The sequence below is a fragment of the Lysinibacillus sphaericus genome (genome assembly GCF_001629735.1).
GTDB lineage: Bacteria > Bacillota > Bacilli > Bacillales_A > Planococcaceae > Lysinibacillus > Lysinibacillus pinottii.
This window is the reverse complement of sequence record NZ_CP015224.1, coordinates 911,988-931,523: the sequence shown is the minus strand read 5'-3', so window position 1 is coordinate 931,523 and position 19,536 is coordinate 911,988. Positions and strand designations below refer to the sequence as shown.

Below are 19,536 nucleotides of genomic sequence, written 5' to 3'. Positions count from 1 at the left end.
GACCTTAACTTTTTGTTTAGCCATAAATCGCTAAAAAACAACATTTTTTTCTACTTAATGTTATTTTTTATAATTTAAAAAGTAAACACCTTTGAAAATCAAGGATATTGAGCAACTTCATTTCTTTGGCATAAAGCTCTCACACCAAAATAAAAAAACCAGCAATTGCTGGTTTTTTTCTTCCATAATTATTGCTGGCGGGATTCGGTCATTTGCTTCCAAACCGAGCCTTTTGCTTCTTCACCTTGCTCGATACGGGCAATGGCCATTTTCACTTGTAGCTTTACTTCGAATTCTTTATCATCTTCAGCCGCTTTTAATACGGGTAATGATTGTTCTGTACCCACCTCATATAAATACATCGCTGCACGCCAACGTACCAATTTGTTCTTATCTTGTAGGGCTTGCTGCATAGCTCCTTCAAATTCTACAAAGCCAAGATCGCTCATACAGTCACCTGCTGTACGTCGCACGGCGGCACTTTTATCTTGAAGGGCTCTCTCTAAATATGGAACTACCGTAACATCTTCGACCATCCCTAAATATACAGTTGCTAGACGACGAATAGACATTTGCTCATCCTGTAAAGCTAAATCTAACAATGGTAAATCATCCAGCTCCGGATCAGCCATTTGGTCTAACAACTGGAAGCGTTTCTCCCATTCTGGTTGTTGGAACTGTTCCACTGTTATTTTCAGCTTATTGGATGGAACGATTGCTTTTTCATCATCATTATTAATCGCAGCTACAATTTCTGCTAATCGTTCTGCAGAATATGTGACATCAATTTCCCTTTTGACCGCTTCTGCGATTTCTTCTAGTTCACCATACCGCACACCATAATCAATCCATTTACGCTGGAAAATATAGTTTTCATCTACTGCTGATTCAATAATTTGGTTAAAAGCCTCGACAAAACGATCACCACAGCTCATACGATGTTCACGTTGGTTATCAAACACTTTTACTTGTAGGGGTACTTGCTTATAGAACTGTACATGGACATAAACTTCCCCGTAAAACTCGTTAGCTACCATTGGTTCATCTTGCGTTTCAACGTCTTCACCTAATACTTGACGGATACTTGCTAAAATACCCTCCCAAGCATATTTTGCATTACGCTCCACCGCAAAGAAATCAGCTACATGATAAACGCCCTTTATCCCCTCAATAGCTAAAATAGCTGCTGCTTCGCCAGTCGCTTCATCTTTATTATCCTTTGTAAAATTATAGCTTTTCCCGAACGGTAGCTCTGTATCAACAACAATCTTCATAGAATTTGGACTTGGTGTCGGTTCAATTGTAATAATCTTCATGTCTATCGCTCCTTATCCGTTAGCAATTTCATCTAAATATGACCATCTTTCAATCAGATGCTCATACTGTGCATTTAGCTCATCAAGCTTAGCTGTTAATTCCTGTAGTTTTGTAAAATCTGAACCAGCATTAGCGATTCCCTCTTCGGTCTCCATAATAGCTGCTTCTGCTTTCTCAATATCATCTGCAATCGTTTCCCATTCTTTTTGCTCTTTAAATGATAGCTTTTTCTTGTCTGATTTTGGTTTTTCAGACTTCGGCTTTTCAGCTTTCGGTGCATCAACTTTAGCAGTTGCAGTATGCTCACGCTTCTCCAAATACTCACTATAAAGATCCAGTGTTTCCTCAACCTGCCCTTTTCCATCTAAGATCCATAGCTTTTTCGCAATACGGTCTAGGAAAAAACGGTCATGGGAAATCGTGATGACTACGCCAGGGAAATGCTCAATGAAATCCTCAAGCACACCTAATGTTTCAATATCTAAATCATTGGTTGGCTCGTCCAATAATAAAACATTAGGCTGCTCCATTAATAAACGTAATAAATGAAGGCGCTTGCGCTCACCACCTGATAATTTACCAATTGGTGTACCGTGTGCATGTAGTGGGAATAAAAATCGCTCTAGCATTTGAGCCGCGGAATAGCGTACACCCTCTGCATCTGTAATATCATTCGAAGCCTCACGTATATATTCAATCATACGCTCATTTTCATTCATTTTCGGTAAAGTTTGCTTGAAATGGGCGAGCTTCACTGTTGATCCAACAAGAATTTCACCTTGGTCTGGTGTAAGCTCTCCTGCTAGCATCTTTAATAAGGTAGATTTCCCTACGCCATTCGCACCAATTATGCCAATACGGTCACCTTGCTGGAGTAAAAATGAAAAGTTATCCAGAATCTTTTGCTGTCCAAATGCTTTCGAAATATTTTCAGCCTCGAGTACTTTGCGCCCAAGACGGGTTGTAGCAAGTCCCATTTCCAATGAAACATCCTCTGATTTACGCTCTAAATTCTCCTCCAACTTTTCAAAGCGTTGGATACGCGCTTTTTGTTTAGTAGAGCGCGCCTTTGCACCGCGACGAATCCATTTCAACTCTGAACGATAACGGTTGCGATCCTTCTGAGCAGATGCCGCCTTCATTTCCTCACGGATGGCACGGGCCTCTAAAAAATCACCATAATTTCCGGTGTGTCTATACAGAGTTTGATCGGCTAGCTCGTAAATATGTGTTGATAATTCATCTAAGAAATAACGATCATGGGTAATAAAAATAACTGCACCCTTTAAGCGTAGCACCATCTCTTGAAGCCACTCCGTTGCCTCCACATCTAAATGGTTGGTCGGCTCATCTAATAAGTAGAGATCTGCTGGTTCAATTAATACTTTAGCCAATGCCACTCGTTTTTGCTGTCCGCCAGAAAGCGTTAGCACTTCTTTATCAAATGTTTCAATGCCTAGCTTTGTTAAGGCTGTTTTCGCAAGCGCATTGACATCCCATGCCTGCTCTTCATCCATACGCTGTTGCAAACCAAATAAAGTCTTTTGTAAACTTTCAGATGTTGGATTTACTGCCAGTGCAGCCACCGTTTCCTCATACTGACGATTCAGTTGTAAAACCGGTGAATCGCCAGCAAAGACTGCTTGCAAAACTGTTTCTCCTGATTGAAATGACGGTTCCTGTGGTAAATAGGCGATACGGTATTTGTTGGGGCGATCCATAGTGAGAGTATCCGCTTCGATATCCTCTGCTAAAATCGACAGCAGGGTCGATTTACCTGTACCATTAATACCGATTAAGCCAGCTCGCTCACCCTCATAAATGGTAAATTCAATATTTTCAAAAAGCGTTTTATCGCCCACAGTTTTTGTTAAATTTTGTACGATTAAATGACTCATTTCACTATTCCATCTCTTTCATGTTAGGTATTGTTCATGCCCACACTACTTTTATGTAGACGATTATTGATATCCAATATTCATCATAACATCAATTGACAGGTAAACAAAGAACAACAAACTATCAACAATTTGTCCTAATGACGTTCCCATTCTCCTGTAAATACACGGAAATTTGATGATCTTTTGTTCTAGTTCTGCTCGTTCAGCAGCTTTCCCCTTTTGATGAATTTGTTGTACAAAATCGGTAGTATATTAGTATAAATTACCATTTCAGAAGTTTAAAACAGTAGTGTAACATACTATTCCAAGTTAATATAAAGGAGTAACATGATGAAAATTTCCAAGTTTATTGTTATGATTCCTAATTATAGAAGAGAGTTCGGACGATTCATTACGATTTACTGACTATGAAATCGCCCAATATGCAAGTATTGCAGATTTCATCGAAAAAAACTTTCCATCACAATAAAATGGTTATGTCTACCACCCCACTATCATCAACTAAATGGAATTTGCTGTCGTAATTAATTTATTTCTATATATCGAAAATTTGTATTCATTAAAGAAAAAAATATGAACAAACGCAGTGGATTGAAGGGGAAACTATTTTTTAATTTTTATAGGGCTGAACAATCTCTTCCTATTTTTAATACTACGAAAGAAATACCCGAACATCACATAAAAGCACCTCCCTTCCATTGAGGGCGGTGCTTTATGCTATTGACCTATTTCATGTTGCAATTGCTGTAAAAAGCTTTCCATAAATTGATGACGTTCAAGTGCCATTTGCTTGCCCTTTTCCGTTACCATTAAATCCTTTAGCAGCAATAGCTTTTCGTAAAAGTGAGTGACAGATGACGTATTTTTTTGACGATATTCGGATTCTGACATATGTGTGCGTGCTTCTTCATCCTTATCATAAAGCTTGCGGCCTTTCGCACCACCATAGGCAAATGTTCGTGCGATGCCAATTGCTCCAATCGCATCTAAACGGTCTGCATCGCGAACGATTTTTGCTTCCAAAGATGTAGCCACTAGCTCATTTCCACCATTAAACGATACTTGTGCAATACAATCTCGAATATGTTGCTTTTTTTCTTCGCTAACAGGGAGCTCTGCAATGAGCTGTTCCTCCTGTTCCTTACTATCGGTATACTTTTTGTCGCTCACATCATGTAACAGCACCGCAATTTTAACAACCTCGGCATCGGCTGCTGGTTCTGTATGTAAGATCGCTAGCGCATTTTGATAGACACGCTCAATATGCTGAAAATCATGGCTGGCGTCAAACTGTTCATAAATTTCTCGTACTTTACTCATTAAATGATCCATAGTTCAAACTCATTCCCTTCCTACACGATTATACTGTATTTATAGCACTCACGAAAAATAAAAAATCAATAGCTTTTTAATTGACTAATTTTTCAGAATATTATAAGATAAACGTGCAGAACAAACAATTTGTTCTGTACCTCATATTTTTCGGCTTTGTACAAACAGCTATGTGTTTGACAGTATGAATATCAACTTCAGCGGGCTTACAATTGAATAGTATGTTTGCAAGATGACATAAGTAAAGAAAACCAATCATCAAACAAATAAAAGTGAACACTTTCCCTTAGAAATTCTTTGTTTAACCCGCATAGCACTATGTACAGCAGAAAATTGTGAACAACAAGTTAGTTGTTTTTACGACCAAAAGGTTATCATTAAATGGACGCCATGTGTAATTGTTTTTCGTTATTGGTTGTTACCTTCTTCTAGTTGTATGAACGTAGCTCCTCCCTTTAATGAAAATCGTACACGATGATGACTGCCAGTTTATGAAACCACATACATGAGTCGTACAAACACAATGAAGATTCTGTAAACCCAAATTGTAAGAAGCTATAAAGGAAGTAGGAACGATTGTGATAACATGTAATACCTTCCCGCTGAAGGACAAATAAAAGCTGCCCATCTTACAGTCATGTAGATGATGGCAGCTTTTATTATTTATTTTACTATTTAAAAGTAACTCTTACATCACACCCTTGATGACCTCATCAATTTCTTTTAACAGCTCTTGATTTTCCATCGTTGAACTTAATTTTAAATGAGATTGATCCACATGGATGACCGCTACTTGCATTCCTTCTTTTATACTCGCACTTGGAACTGGCAACATCTTTTCCGTATCGAATGTCATCATAAGATCTGGAAATTTTGATTGTAACTGCCCTTCTTTCGATAACGTCATATATTCATTCCAGAAAGTCAAATGGTAATCCCCAACGGATAATTTCCCTACATCAAAGCCATTTTCCTTCGTTAATACATAATTTTTTACCTCGCCCGAAACAATATGCTCCCCATTCAACAGTTGTAAAATATTGGACATTTTTTCATCAAAGGTTTGTCCCCTGAGGAAATGATAGCCAAGCTCAATAGCCATTGTAATAGCATTCGGTGCACCATGTTTCTGTAAATACTCTATGGTCACGGGATTCCTCGTTACGCCTACTAATCCTCCAGCTAAAATAGACGCTTGTCGGGCTGTTTTAGCCGTATTTTGTAGATGCCCCTCCACAAACCCTTTAACCGCAAAATCATCTTTGCCACCTGCGTAAAATTGTACAGATTGATAGTCTTGTTGTTCATGGAGATTTAGAGATCCCATAATACCTGTTGGATGTGCCCGCCCATTACATGGAGCATCCACGACGGGCACATGTAATAACACAGACTGCAACCAACCATTAATCGTTGTGATGGCACCATTTTCATTTGTGATGATGCCTTTTAGACGATGATTGGTATGTGCATTCATCTGGCGATAACTCCAGCAAAGCTGTTCGTTCGAAATATATTGTTCGGCTGCTGAAGGTGCGCCTACCATTGCCACACACGCTACTAAATCCTCATCATCTAATTCTGTTATATCGATTATTTGAGGTTCTCCGGCTGCAAAGATTTCCTTCACCAGTTTAAGTCCTTCCTCTAAGAGGCCACCTCCGCCTCCGCCAAGGATTGCTCCTCCATACACAGCAGCAATCCCATCCTCATACGTTAATACTTTTGTCATCGAGCATGACCCTTTCTATTTCCCTATTTTTAGAATAGAAGAGAAGAAGCTATATAAAGCATCCCCAGCAATAACACCTGCTGCAAAGACAGTCATTTCAGATTCTCTCTTACCTTTCGTTACATACGTGAAAATTACACGAAGTAAGATACCTGCTAATACTGCCCATCCAGCAATCGGATTGATCAGTAATAAACCTGTAGCAAAAAGAATACCCATTTGTCGTTTCGAGCCACCAATCAATTGGATCAATGCCCCTGGAATTGCCCAAATCATTAGTTGTTTCGCCACATCCCCTGTAACCCCAGATTGAATAGTTGCCGCATAAACATGGTTAACAGGAGCTACTAAATCTTGTGCAAAATATGATTTGTAGGATAGTAAAACAACAATAGCAGAAATGGAGAACGCCAACATACCAGCGATCATTTGCTGTTTGCGCCCTTCTTTTTCTAGTGCCGGATCACTACCATTTCCACGCAGAATAAAACCAGTTTTTAAATCATAGCCCATATCCGCAAATGCAACCCCTGTAGCTGCACTATAACCTGCTAACAAAGCAAGAGCTGGTGCAGGGAAGCCTATTAAAATACCAACAATCAATGTAATAAATGCCACTGCAAACGCTGGGAACCAACCCGCATGCATGGCCGCAATACCAACGATAAGCTCATGGACAAATGCTGCGATTGTGGCAAAGAGGATGAATCCTATTAGCATCCCAAATGACATATGTGTGATAATACCGCCTAAAACAGCGATTAATAAGGCAATGGCTAAATAAGCAATAAACCCAATACCAAAGGCTTGGCGAATTTCTTTTGCACCCTTTGAATAGATTAACTCTTCTGACTTTTTAATCGATTTTTTATTTAGTAAAGCAAAGGCTACTTGGAAAAGTGCCACAATCCCAGCACCAATCATAACCCCATGCGGAATATAATAAGCATTTAAGTCGACATTAAATAATTGAACAGAATAGCCTCTTAGTAGAAGCCCAACCCCAAACATTGTTAGTGCCCAAATATTGCCAATAAACGCTACCCCAAAAGCTGACATTGGAATTTTAAGAACAGACCCCACAATACCAATTAACACACCACCGATTAATACTTTGGCATTTTTACCACCTTTATCGCCCGCTTTAATAGCTTCAGCAGTTGCAATCCCTGGTGGCCAAGTACCTGTTGCTGGGAAAATCTTTGTATCAAAAAATTTATATAATAATAAAGCATCCACAAACATCGCTAAAATAACACCGATAAACAAAGGTAATACTAAATTTTCATAGCCCAAAACATAGGGAATACCAATTGGCAGCATTAAGCTACTCGCTGCACTAAATGTTGCGGCTGAAATGGCCGTTTGGATTATATTTTGTCTATGCACAGATTTAAATGCAATGAGCTTGCCAATTGGGATTCTTCCTAGAATCATCGCAAATATTGCCCCTACGATAGACGTATTAGCAGAAATCCCTAAAGTTGTAATCAGCTGTATCCCGATAATAGCCCCAACTACAGATGTAAAGACAATCATGAGTAGAGTCATAGGCTCCAAAGCCCGTGGGTGTAATACTTTATTATTCATACTGTCAGCTCCCCTATTGCTGTTATAGTTTTGAAATATGCGATTGTATCTGTTGAACTACTTTTACTAACTGGTCAAGCATATATTTCTCCCTTTGATCATCTATATCATATACTAATCCAGAAATTGTAAGAGATGCGATAATTTCTTTTTTATAGTTGAATAACGGTACACTGATGCCAAAAGCGTGTTCATTGTATTCACCAACGGTTATACACCATTTTTGTTGGCGTATACTTTGTAGCTCTTCCCTTAATGTCTCAAAAAATTCCATATGCTCCTCTTTCGATTGCTTGTTTTGAAAAAAAGCTATTAATTCAAGCTGTCTATCCTCTTCTAAAAAGGCGAACATGACTTTACAGGAAGCACCGATGTAAAGGGGTGTCTTAGTTCCTAAAGACACCGCATACTTTACATTTTTATTACTTTCGGCAATTTTTGTTGTGACACCATATTCATTGTCCATGTAAGTGAGAAATACCGATTCGTTTATTTCACTTGCAAGATTTTGCATTAATTCATAAATAGTCGAGTGTGGGTCCATTGTATGTGAGAGCACATCATAAAAAAGGAACATTTTGTAGCCTAATTTATACTTTTTTGTACCTTCATCCTGTAATAAATAACCCGTTTCTGTAAATGTATTAATGGCTCTTTGTACGACACTTGTCGGCATTTTCATCATGCGCGAAATTTCACGAACACCTAATGCATTTTCTGTCGTCGCAAAACACTCTAGTATATCTAATGAGTTTTTTAATGTCTTGACAGTCATATATTTCTCCCTTTAAGCGTTTTGATAACCGTAATGCTTTTTCGCTACTTCTACCGAAATATATTCATTTAACACATCACGCTCAATAGCCTCTTTACTTCTTTCAAGTGGATTTCCATAGCCACCACCTGTTGCTGTAACAAGCTCAATACGATCGCCTTTTTGCAATTCATAATTGGCTAGTACGCCAACTGGTCCAATCGTAGAGCCATCCTTTTTATGAACGATTAAATAGTTATGAGAGCCTTCGCCTCCTCCACTTAAACCGAATGGAGCGAATTGGTGTCTCCCTAAGTTGACTGAAACCTTTTGACCATCATTATTAATTGTATAGACACGGCGTACACCTAAGCCACCTCTAAATTGGCCTGTACCTGCACCGTCACAGTTTAAGCTATATTCATCAATTTGAATGCCATATTTCGTTTCTGCAATTTCAACAGGTAAATTATAGGTTTCACCGTCTCCCATACAATATTGCCCGCTTTGACCATCTTCATCATTTGATGCTCCCCAACCACCAACAGATGGTTCAACGATAAGGAAGGACTCATCATTTTCAGGATTTTTACCTGTTAGAATAAATGTACAAACGGATTGTAAATGTCCAGCAGATAATCTTTCTGGTAAATGTGGCGCAAGTGCTTTCCAAATTAAATCAGCCGCCCCAATACGTGCCTCAAAATTCATGGATACAGGATGTGGGCGCTTAGCCGAGACAATGGAATTTTCATCCGTTAAAATAGTTAAGCGTTTAAAGACTCCCTCATTAATGACATCTATATCACCTAGTAATGCTAGGAACATCACACGCACACTTGCCATTAAACCAAATTTGGAGCAGTTTACTGGCACATTTACCGCTGGGTGGGAGCCTCTAAAATCACAAATAAATTCTTCATCACTAATCGTTACTTTCACTTTAATCGGGTATGGTCCACCCTTTAATGGATCTCCCTCAATAAAGTCCTCTGCATAAAACTTACCTTTAGGCAAATGCTGCAGCTCTAGCTCTACAATTTTTTCACCTTTGTCCAATAATTTTTGAATCGACAATTTCACCGATTCAGCACCAAACTTTTGACAAAGCTCTGTGATTCGCTTTTCGCCTGTTTTTAAGGCGGCCACTTGTGCAAACATATCGCCGATAGATAGCTCTGGTAAACGAACATTTGTAGAAATAATCTCATAAATGGCTTCGTTCAATTCACCTTTATGATAAAGTTTGACACCAGGCAGTTGTAGACCTTCCTGATAAATTTCATTAGAATTACTTGTAAATGAACCAGGGTCCATGCCCCCTACCTCTGTCCAGTGTGCTTTATTGGCAGAGTAAGCAATAATTTCACCTTGATAAAAGATGGGAAGCACTAAACCAACATCTGATAAATGCGAGCCTCCCCCTACATACGGGTCATTAATAATAATGACATCGCCCTCATGCAACCTTTGACCATTATCGAATTTTTCAATTACTCTCTGCACCATTGGACTTAGCATACCAATAAAGCTTGTAACACCATTTCCTTGGCTAATTAAGTTCCCCTGTGCATCTGTTAAACCACAAGCATAGTCTAATACTTCATAGATTACGGGACTCATAGAAGAGCGCGCTAGAGCGACAAACATTTCATCCCCTATGGCTAGCAATGAATCCTGAATAATCTCTACAGCAAAAACGTCTTTTTTCATGATTTATTTTCCCTCCATCTCTACAATCAAATTTCCATATTTATCAATTTCTATGGATTGCTTTTCATTGATCACGACTGTAGATGTTGGATTTTCAACGATAGCAGGGCCTGTAATGACATAACCCGGAGCAAGCTTTTGTTGATCATAAACATTGACCTCAACCCACCCCTTTTCTTTTACATATAAGTTGCGTTTTGTTTTAATACAAGTTGACACATCAATATGAGAGAAATCTAATTCTTTAAATTGAACAGCCTCATCTTTTCCATAGATGGTAAGATGTAGATTCACTAATTCTATTGGAGTAGTTGGTAAATCGAATGAAAATTCTTGTTTATGTTTTACATGGAACGCTTCAGCCAATTGGAGAAGCCCTTTATCATCAATTGTGATATTCGATGCGTTCAATTTAACTGCATGCTCTTGGCCTTTATAACGTAAGTCATAATTAATTTCGAAATAATAATGCTCTTTCGATAAAGGTGCATCTGCATAGGCACTTTCAATAGCTTGATTAATATTCGCTTGAATGTCAGCAAGATGCACGTGATCAAAGTCCATTAAACTTGTTTGAATATAGTCTTGGCGATATTCTGTCATCATCATTCCTAATGCAGAAAAGACAGAAGAGCCATAAGGGATAATGACCTTTTTCATGCCTAATTCCTCTGCTAAATTAATAGCATGTAGTGGACCACCACCACCAAAGGCAACCATTGTAAAATCTTCTGGGTCATAGCCTTTACGAATGGAAATGAGCTTCAATGCATTTAACATATTAGAATTCGCAATATCTAAAATACCTTGCGCTGCTTCCTCGGCTGAGACATGAAACGGTTTCGCAATCGCTTCAATAAGTGCCTCCTCCACTTTGTCAATAGAAACTGGATTATCGAAGTTTGCTAATGATAATCTTCCCAAATAAACATTAGCATCTGTAATTGTTGGCTGTGTATTACCTAACCCATAGGCTACTGGACCTGGGTTTGCCCCAGCAGAATCTGGACCAACCTTTAAGGAACCGAACTGGTCCACACGAGCGATAGAGCCCCCACCATTGCCGATTTCCACTATATCTACAACCGGAGTTTTAATGGGATAGCCAGCAAATTTTTCATTTCTTTCAATATAGTAATCTGTCGTAACATTTACTTTGCCATCTGTAATAAGTGAGCATTTCGCTGTCGTCCCCCCCACATCAAAGGCGATAATATTGGATTCATTTAGAAGCTCACCTAATTTTGCAGCTCCAAACATTCCGGCTACAGGGCCAGATTCTACTAGATTGATTGGCAGCTCCATCGCTTTATCAAAGCTTGTTGTACCACCATTTGATTGCATAATTTTCAAATGGTCGGTAATACCAATTGTACTTAATTTTTCTTTTAAGCTTTTTAAATAAGCATGAGCAATTGGCTTTACATATGAATTTAAAACAGTTGTATTGGTTCTTTCATATTCACGATATTCTTTAATGGTTTCGCTTGAAAGCGTAATATACACCTCAGGCCAAATGTTCAATATTTCTACTTTTAATTGCTGCTCGTGAATGGGATTTTTATAGCCATGAATTAAGGAAATGGCAATTGCCTCTACACCTAACTCCTTAAATTGACGGACAATCTTACCAACTTCATCCCTATTAAGCGCTTTCATAATATTTCCTTTAAAATCAATGCGTTCATCAATTTCTTGTCGTAAATAACGCTCTACAAAAGGTGCTGGCTTTGTATATTTAAAATTATATAAGTCTGGTCGGTTACCACGTGCAATTTCTAATACATCACGGAAGCCTTTTGTTGTAATTAATCCAACTACGCCCCCTTTTCTCTCTGTTAATGTATTGATAATAACAGTAGAACCATGAATAAATGATTCAATGAGAGAATCCTCTGTTACATGTCGTCCTAATACGTTTAATATACCATCCTCAAAATGCCCTGGCGTCGTATGCCCCTTGTCAAAATGAAGATTTCCTTTCTCATCTGTATAAACTAGGTCGGTAAAAGTACCGCCAATATCTGTTGCGATTTTCAAGACTCCATCCCTCCGCGTTCCTATAATCGGTACAGTGTTCCGAATTAGAATTAAGTAAATTATATTTAAAATAAAAAGAAAATTCAATGTATTTTTTAAATAAAAATTCATTTGACAATTGCACAGCGTTGTAAAATTCCGCTTTTCCTTTCCAATATTAGATAATTATAAATAAAAATTACCAAACACATTTATATAAGAAAGCTTCTCGAGTTTGTAATGGCATGAAAAGAAATCCTAGTTTTTAAACTAGAAACTTAAATTTTCTAAAAAAGTGATGATGAATGTTTAGACAATTTTCAACTATAAGGGGAGAGGCCTATTTTAGTGGCACTGGTGGGAGAAATAGTAGTGAAATAAAAAATGTTTAGGCTCCTATCAGCCAACCAATAAAAAAAGCTGCCCCTATTTTAAAGGGCAGCCTTTCAACATTTTATTAGAACAATCCTACCGCATGTCCGTCATTGTCGACATTCATGCGTAACGCAGCAGGAGCTTTTGGTAAGCCCGGCATTGTCATAATATCGCCTGTCAGGCAAACTAGGAAACCTGCACCTAGCTTCGGTATCACCTCACGAATTGTCACTGTAAAGCCTTCAGGACGTCCAAGTAAACTTGGTTGATCGGATAAAGAGTATTGCGTTTTCGCCATGCAAATCGGCAAAGAATCCCAGCCAAATTTTTCGATTTGAGCCATTTGTTTTTTAGCTTGGTCAGTGAATTGGACATCTTTCCCACCATATACCTTTTGTACAATAGTGCGTACTTTTTCTTCAATGGATTCTGTTACATCATATAATGGTGAGAAGTTGTTTTCTTCTTCCAACACAGCTAGTACTTGTTCAGCTAAGGCTACTCCACCTTTACCGCCCTCTTCCCAGACATTTGTTCGGGCAATACGCACATGGTTTTCTTGACACCAGTTTAGAACTGCTTCCAGCTCTGCCTCTGTGTCTGTAATGAAACGATTTAATGCAATAATCGGTTCAACACCAAATGTACGTACCGTGTCGACGTGTTTAGCTAAATTTTCAATCCCTTGGAGCAGTGCTTCCACATTTTCACCGACAAGTGATGTTTTTGGAACACCACCGTGCATTTTTAATGCACGAATCGTTGCTACAATCACAACGGCACTTGGCTTAAAGCCTGCTTTACGTGCTTTAATGTTCATGAACTTTTCAGCACCTAAATCAGAGCCGAAGCCCGCTTCCGTCACCACAATATCCGCTAGTTTACGAGCAGTTTGTGTCGCCATAATGGAGTTACAGCCGTGGGCAATATTTGCAAATGGACCACCGTGTATAATTGCTGGTGTCCCTTCCAATGTTTGTACTAAGTTTGGCTTAAAGGCATCCTTTAATAATAATGTTAAGGCACCCTCTACCTGTAAATCACGCACAAAGACAGGCTCACGCTCAAAGGTATAGCCAATCACGATGCTAGCGATGCGTTCGCGCAAATCCTCAATACTTGTTGCTAAACAGAACACTGCCATAATTTCCGAGGCAACCGTAATATCAAAGCCATCTTCACGCGGCATGCCCTGAACAGGTCCACCTAATCCCACAATCACTTTACGTAATGAGCGATCATTCAAATCCATCACACGTTTCCAAATAATACGTCGTGGATCAATGTTTAAGACATTCCCTTGGTGGATATGATTATCAATAAATGCAGATAAAGCATTGTTGGCTGTTGTTATCGCATGAAGATCACCAGTGAAGTGTAAGTTAATATCCTCCATTGGTACAACCTGTGCGTAGCCCCCACCAGTTGCGCCACCTTTTACGCCCATTACTGGACCAAGCGAAGGTTCACGTAACGCTACCATCACTTTCTTATTTAATTGATGAAGGGCATCAGCTAGTCCTACAGTCACAGTTGACTTTCCTTCACCTGCTGGGGTTGGACTAATAGCTGACACTAACACAACCTTTGCGTCCTCACCTTGAGCTGTAATTTTTAATGGGTCAATCTTTGCTTTGTAGCGGCCATACTGCTCAAGTGCATCCTCTGGAATACCTGCAGCATGGGCAATTTCCGTAATAGGTTTGATTACTGCTTGACTCGCGATTTCTAAATCTGTTAATGGTTGATTTTTCGTTGTCATTTGGCATCCTACTTTCTATGTTGTTCATTTCCATTATAGTCTTAATTGTGAAAAAAAAGAAAGCCAGATATGCTCGCATTCCGACAATCAATTGACATTTTTGTTCAATTCATGTATGTTCTAAGAGAAAATGCTATTTTTTCACATTTTCTCATTGATAGCACGATTTCTTTAACTTTATTTTACTTTCAAGCGCATTGGAGGCGAATGCTTATGCAACAGGGGATCGTAAAGTGGTTCAATAATGAAAAGGGCTATGGCTTTATTGAATGTGATGATGGAGAAGATGTATTTGTACATTTTACGGGCATCCAGGAGGAAGGCTTCCGTACACTTGAAGAAGGTCAAAAGGTTTCATTTGATGTTGTGGAAGGCAATCGCGGCCCGCAAGCTTCAAATGTTGTAAAATTATAAGCTAGGAAACTGAAGGTGGATGAAATATTTAAAAATAGTTCAATCCGCTTTTTGACATGTTTACACATAAAAATCCACTTCAACGATTGAAGTGGATTTTTAATTTATCTATTAATCCAATAAAAAGCACCTGGACAAACTAATGTTTCCTTGGTTCTGTGTGGATCGTTCAATGTTACACCGATAGGCCCTTCTTTTAAATGCCCGAGCGTCATGCTAGATGCTGCCGCTTCCTCATAAAAATCCAAGCGCATATTCGGTAGCTGTAGAGACACAAACTGCTCATGCTGCACAAACTTGGGTAGCTGTAATACCTTCTGCCAAAGCTGCACCGTCTTCTCCACATCCCTGACATAAAACTGAATCGATTCCATGGTAATAGCTTGCGTTTCATCAATCGCGCCACTAGCTTTTAATTGAGCAAGACGTTTCTCATCTTCATCTGCCCATTCAATTAAGAATGGGAAATCCAATGCAAGGTCAGCCCTGCCAAAATGCAATAGCTTCCATTCGATTATCGTGCCATCTGGTCTTGTTCGACTACAAGCATCGGGACCATATACATCAAAGCCCAATGCACGCAATCGTTGACCCTCTTCTTCAATATTTTGGGTGCGCAAGGCAATTCGTGAAAATCCTTGGCGCTCATGATTACGTTTAAACGTATAATGTAGGGAATATGGGTACTGGGCCGCTTGCTCAAATAAATCACGATCATAAATAGCGATTTGTTCAATATAGCTTAAGCCAAAGTAGCTTAGCGTATTGTAAGTCCCCCACATCGTGTGTTGACCACCGTTCACTGTATGGACATTTCGTTTATTGAAGAAAACCTTTATATTTTCCGGAGATTCTACTTGATGTACCAGATGATCAAAATATAAAGTCATGGCAATTCCCCTTTCTTTCCCCCATTAGCTTTACCTAGATGTGTAATTGATTTAATATTTACTTAAGAAAAGGAGTTACTAGCTGGTATGAAAAAAAGTGCAATTTCCCTACTAACTCCGTTAACTAATTTATTACTCACTATAAAGAGGTGATTTGAATGACAGATCATGTAGCTGCTTTTAAATTGGCATTAGGTAACTATCCTACAGGTGTAACGGTTGTTACAGCATGTCATGAAACGAATCCAATTGGCTTAACCGTCAATTCTTTTGCATCTGTTTCCATTGACCCACTACTTATTTTATGGTCACTGGATAAAAAATCTCAGCTCCATCCTTATTTTATGGGTGCTGGAAAATTCGCTGTTAATATTTTAGCGAGTGATCAAGAGCATTTATGTACATTATTTGCAAGTAAAGTCCCAGATCGCTTTGCTCAGGCAAAATGGTCTACTTCATCATTTGGGCTACCGATTTTACATGATACAGCAGCTATTTTACAATGTAAATCATTTCAACAGATAGATGCTGGCGATCATACTATTTTTATTGGGCAAGTACTAGATATTACAAATTCTCAAAAGGAACCGCTTCTCTACCATCGCCGTCATATCGGTCAGATTCCAAAAAGCTTTTATAGCTAATTCTCATAAAAAAAGGGCCACTTGTAAGCAACGGAAACCATGCTTATTGGTGGCCTTTTCACATCGTTCATCTGAAATGATCTTTATTTCTTTTGTGGAAATCTCTGCTTTTCAAGCCTATTAATTTGAACAATTACACCATCCTGAATCGTAATATGCACTTCACCAAATTCAAGATTTTGAATGGCCTTTGCAATAGCCTCTAATTTCTTATCTTCTACCTTTGTCGACTGAGCCATACGATACACCCCTTCTTTCTGATTCTTGTTGTACAAAAGAGGCCAATGCATCAAGCTAATTGATAGCCCCTCCTATCTCTCAGACACATCTGTTGGATTTGGCACCTATTTTTCCGGTTGCCGAGGCTTCATTGGGCCAGGTCCCTCCACCTCTCTCGATAAGAGTACTGCGTTTCTTGAAAATAATTCTATAATTCTGTTATACGATTGTCAATATAAAATATTAGAAAACCTAGCTGAATACTTTGTAATGTGTATTTTAGATTAGAAAACTGCCTATACCTAAAGTATTTTATGCCTAATCAGTAAGAAATAGATGGCTATCCACTAATTTATTTCGAACTCCATTTCCTCATCAAGGATTCAAGTGGACCGTGATGATGTTTAGCTCTCCACCAAACAGAAGCAAACACACATCCTAAAAAGTAACAGCAGGCATACAGCATGGAAAAAGCAAGCGTTTGATTCTCCAGCTTTTGGCAAACAATTAGTATCCCAATCCCTATAAAAACATGGCCAACATAATGGGTTAAAGACATTTGCCCGGTTAAGATGAAAGCTTCAATGACTTTATTTTTACATGTCTCTACAAGATAGATGGAGCCTACAATGAGGACTATAGCCGAAGCCGAATTAGATAGGACATACATCATATTTGGTGGAATCGGTCCCGTATCAAATAAATACAATGCACTCTCTACATCTAATAAATGGATGGTTGTTGTTATCTTAATAAATAATATTGAAAAAGTCTCAGTCAATATGACTAGCAATAAACCTGTCACTAGTAAGATTTTTCTTATAGTACGATTTGTTAAATCTAATGTGCCGATTAACATCCCCATCAGAAAGAAGCAAATCCAGGGGAATAGTGGGTGATAGCCATTAAACATCAAATTTCTTATAAATCCTGCTGGTGTCCAAAAATCAAGATACTCTAGTAAGACATATGTTGGATGCCAACCAGCAAGGTAATTAAATTGAATTTGAAGCCATTGTGAAAGGATGAGGATAGCACCTATGATGAAGATCATCATTTTCTTGGATTGCGCAATCAGACATGCGGCCACAAACATATACACGCCATAATAATGTAATATATCTCCTGTCCAGCCGATCACATATAATATTAGCCCAATCGTAAATAACAAAAACGACCTTTTCCATAAAGTAAGTCGATTCTGACGAAGAAGCAGTGGGTCCTTAGTCTCTCTAGCCTGACGAGTCATTAAAGCTATCCCTATTCCTGCTAACATGACAAATACAGCGGAAGCACGCCCCTCGAAAAGATTTTGTAAGGTAATCATCCATGCTGAACCATTCGTTGTAGAACCTGTTATGACTCCAAAATTTACAATGAACATCCCTAGCATGGCGAGAGCTCTTGCAAAATCAAGACCTTCAATGCGCCGATTGTTATTGATCATTTTTGTCTCCTTGGATAACGCTATGTACTGCCTCCTTCCAAATAGCTCTATAGTTCAATTGGTTGCCTGTTAACATGAAATTACCGATATTATCATAAACCAGGGCTAGCATCTGTGCCTTTGCTTCTATATGGGGAGTATCCTCTAGCACCCCTAGCTTCACGCCATATCGTAGGACTTCAACAAAGCTTGTTAAAAAGCTAGTTTCTAGCTCCACTAATTGTTTCTTATAGTTTTCATCGCGAGCTGCTAATAGTACATATTGATTAAATATTTTATTAAAATAAGGATCCTTCCCCTGCGCTTCAATAGACTTATAGCCTAGCTCGAGTAATTTCTCCTTGAAATTCGTATGAGAAAGCTCCTTATAATTCACAGCGATATCCTGTTGAATTTCTTTATACAGTGCATCAAATAAGTAAGCAATTAATTGATCCTTTGATTGAAAATAATAGTAGATGGCTGGTTTTGATATACCGACCTCTGCAGCAATCATTGCTAAACTTGTTTTTTCAAACCCTTTAGTTGCAAACATCACATAAGCCACATCTATGATTTTTTGAAAAGTTTGTTCTTTATTACCCATCATAATCCTCCTTTTTTTACCGACTGTTAAGTAAATAATAAATGATACTCCGCTTTTAAACAAGAAAAAACTGTGTAGAAATATTTCTCTACACAGTTCATATTTATTGATTTTGCAAATACAGCATTAAAGCTTCGGCTGTTTTTTGCTTGCTCATTACTTTAGTTGGCTGTCCATCAGCAGGTACAATCCAATGGGGCTCGTCCCCGCCATATAAAGATTGAGAGCTATTGGCTACCATTAATTGAGCATGGGCTGTTTCCATTCGCAGTCGTGCACGTGCTAACAAAAACTCCTCGTCATTGGTTGCTTCTAGCTTAAACCCTACTAACGTCACATTTGGTTGCCAGCCCTTGATTTGTCCTAAGACTTTCGGCGCCTTTTTAAAATGAATAATAGGTGGCTCATCGGAAGGCATTTTCCCTGCTTCCTCCATCAAGTTGCCCGATTGATCATACACTTTATCAATGACCCAATCGGAGCCAGCAGCAGCCATAATCACAATATCAACATGTTCTTGTTGGACAGCATGACGAACTTTTTCTCCTAAATCGTCAATGCCCTCAAATTTAATCAATTTCATTTGATCGTGATTCACTGGAAGCTGTGCAAAATAGCCATGCATATATACTACATTAGCACCAGCAGCGAGTGCCGCCTCCGCTAAATAACAGCCCATTGTCCCTTTTGATAAATTCGTGTGCCCTCGTACACGATCCCATTTTTCAAGTGTTCCCCCACTTGTAATGAGTACGGTTTTACCTTGTAATGTCCCCATCCACTCACCTATTTTCTAAAATATATACACCTACTATTTTACCGTAATGCACGGATAGGCTTC

At 38.7% G+C, this 19,536-nt stretch carries 16 protein-coding genes and 1 riboswitch; of the genes, 2 read left to right on the top strand and 14 right to left on the bottom strand.

What is annotated here, in order from left to right; genetic code table 11:
* Nucleotides 1-188: 188 nt before the first annotated feature.
* The 9 genes from A2J09_RS04390 to A2J09_RS04350 all read right to left on the bottom strand — a co-directional run bounded on the left by A2J09_RS04390 (nucleotide 189) and on the right by A2J09_RS04350 (nucleotide 14,495).
* The gene (locus A2J09_RS04390; RefSeq protein ID WP_012293866.1) at nucleotides 189-1,316 is read right to left on the bottom strand and encodes a conserved virulence factor C family protein; all 1,128 of its coding nucleotides are present in this window, start codon (nucleotides 1,314-1,316) and stop codon (nucleotides 189-191) included.
* A 12-nt stretch (nucleotides 1,317-1,328) separates the two neighbouring features.
* Entirely contained in the window at nucleotides 1,329-3,215 is a 1,887-nt protein-coding gene (locus A2J09_RS04385) for an ABC-F family ATP-binding cassette domain-containing protein (protein ID WP_012293865.1), read from the bottom strand.
* A 720-nt stretch (nucleotides 3,216-3,935) separates the two neighbouring features.
* Nucleotides 3,936-4,550, bottom strand: a complete 615-nt coding sequence (locus A2J09_RS04380) for an HD domain-containing protein (RefSeq protein WP_012293864.1) — start codon at nucleotides 4,548-4,550, stop codon at nucleotides 3,936-3,938.
* A 688-nt stretch (nucleotides 4,551-5,238) separates the two neighbouring features.
* Nucleotides 5,239-6,282: an S-methyl thiohydantoin desulfurase domain-containing protein gene (locus tag A2J09_RS04375; protein WP_036161271.1), complete on the bottom strand. Its 1,044-nt coding sequence runs from the start codon at nucleotides 6,280-6,282 to the stop codon at nucleotides 5,239-5,241.
* Between the two features lie 15 nt (nucleotides 6,283-6,297).
* A complete protein-coding gene (locus A2J09_RS04370) occupies nucleotides 6,298-7,872 on the bottom strand; it encodes an OPT/YSL family transporter (protein WP_036161268.1) in 1,575 nt (524 codons plus the stop codon).
* A gap of 22 nt (nucleotides 7,873-7,894) precedes the next feature.
* Nucleotides 7,895-8,647 (bottom strand): IclR family transcriptional regulator, encoded by a 753-nt coding sequence (locus A2J09_RS04365; RefSeq protein ID WP_012293861.1) that lies wholly within the window; start codon nucleotides 8,645-8,647, stop codon nucleotides 7,895-7,897.
* A 12-nt stretch (nucleotides 8,648-8,659) separates the two neighbouring features.
* Nucleotides 8,660-10,339, bottom strand: a complete 1,680-nt coding sequence (locus A2J09_RS04360; protein ID WP_012293860.1) for a hydantoinase B/oxoprolinase family protein — start codon at nucleotides 10,337-10,339, stop codon at nucleotides 8,660-8,662.
* A gap of 3 nt (nucleotides 10,340-10,342) precedes the next feature.
* On the bottom strand, nucleotides 10,343-12,379 hold the full coding sequence (locus A2J09_RS04355; RefSeq protein WP_012293859.1) for a hydantoinase/oxoprolinase family protein: 2,037 nt from the start codon (nucleotides 12,377-12,379) through the stop codon (nucleotides 10,343-10,345).
* Between the two features lie 436 nt (nucleotides 12,380-12,815).
* Entirely contained in the window at nucleotides 12,816-14,495 is a 1,680-nt protein-coding gene (locus A2J09_RS04350; RefSeq protein WP_031419539.1) for a formate--tetrahydrofolate ligase, read from the bottom strand.
* A 213-nt stretch (nucleotides 14,496-14,708) separates the two neighbouring features.
* On the opposite strand from A2J09_RS04350, the gene A2J09_RS04345 reads away from it, so the two are divergent.
* Nucleotides 14,709-14,909: a cold-shock protein gene (locus tag A2J09_RS04345; RefSeq protein ID WP_004269397.1), complete on the top strand. Its 201-nt coding sequence runs from the start codon at nucleotides 14,709-14,711 to the stop codon at nucleotides 14,907-14,909.
* A 104-nt stretch (nucleotides 14,910-15,013) separates the two neighbouring features.
* Here the strand turns inward: A2J09_RS04345 and A2J09_RS04340 are convergent, their stop codons facing one another.
* Complete coding sequence (locus tag A2J09_RS04340) at nucleotides 15,014-15,799, bottom strand: VOC family protein (RefSeq protein WP_031419536.1); 786 nt, start codon at nucleotides 15,797-15,799, stop codon at nucleotides 15,014-15,016.
* 158 nt (nucleotides 15,800-15,957) lie between these two features.
* Here A2J09_RS04340 and A2J09_RS04335 point away from each other — a divergent pair, with 158 nt between their 5' ends.
* Nucleotides 15,958-16,443: a flavin reductase family protein gene (locus A2J09_RS04335; RefSeq protein ID WP_012293854.1), complete on the top strand. Its 486-nt coding sequence runs from the start codon at nucleotides 15,958-15,960 to the stop codon at nucleotides 16,441-16,443.
* An 83-nt stretch (nucleotides 16,444-16,526) separates the two neighbouring features.
* On the opposite strand, the gene A2J09_RS04330 is transcribed toward A2J09_RS04335, so the two are convergent.
* The 4 genes from A2J09_RS04330 to A2J09_RS04315 form a co-directional block, all read right to left on the bottom strand.
* Nucleotides 16,527-16,682 carry a YezD family protein gene (locus A2J09_RS04330; RefSeq protein WP_012293853.1) on the bottom strand — a complete coding sequence of 52 codons (156 nt, stop codon included), beginning with the start codon at nucleotides 16,680-16,682 and terminating at the stop codon, nucleotides 16,527-16,529.
* A 69-nt stretch (nucleotides 16,683-16,751) separates the two neighbouring features.
* Nucleotides 16,752-16,847: riboswitch (SAM riboswitch) on the bottom strand.
* Between the two features lie 167 nt (nucleotides 16,848-17,014).
* Nucleotides 17,015-18,109, bottom strand: a complete 1,095-nt coding sequence (locus A2J09_RS04325; RefSeq protein ID WP_012293852.1) for a DUF418 domain-containing protein — start codon at nucleotides 18,107-18,109, stop codon at nucleotides 17,015-17,017.
* Complete coding sequence (locus tag A2J09_RS04320) at nucleotides 18,099-18,695, bottom strand: TetR/AcrR family transcriptional regulator (RefSeq protein WP_036161264.1); 597 nt, start codon at nucleotides 18,693-18,695, stop codon at nucleotides 18,099-18,101. The genes A2J09_RS04325 and A2J09_RS04320 overlap by 11 nt, the downstream gene beginning before the upstream one ends.
* 103 nt (nucleotides 18,696-18,798) lie before the next feature.
* Nucleotides 18,799-19,473, bottom strand: coding sequence for a phosphopantothenoylcysteine decarboxylase domain-containing protein (locus A2J09_RS04315; protein WP_012293850.1), 675 nt, complete (start codon nucleotides 19,471-19,473; stop codon nucleotides 18,799-18,801).
* Nucleotides 19,474-19,536 lie beyond the last annotated feature (63 nt).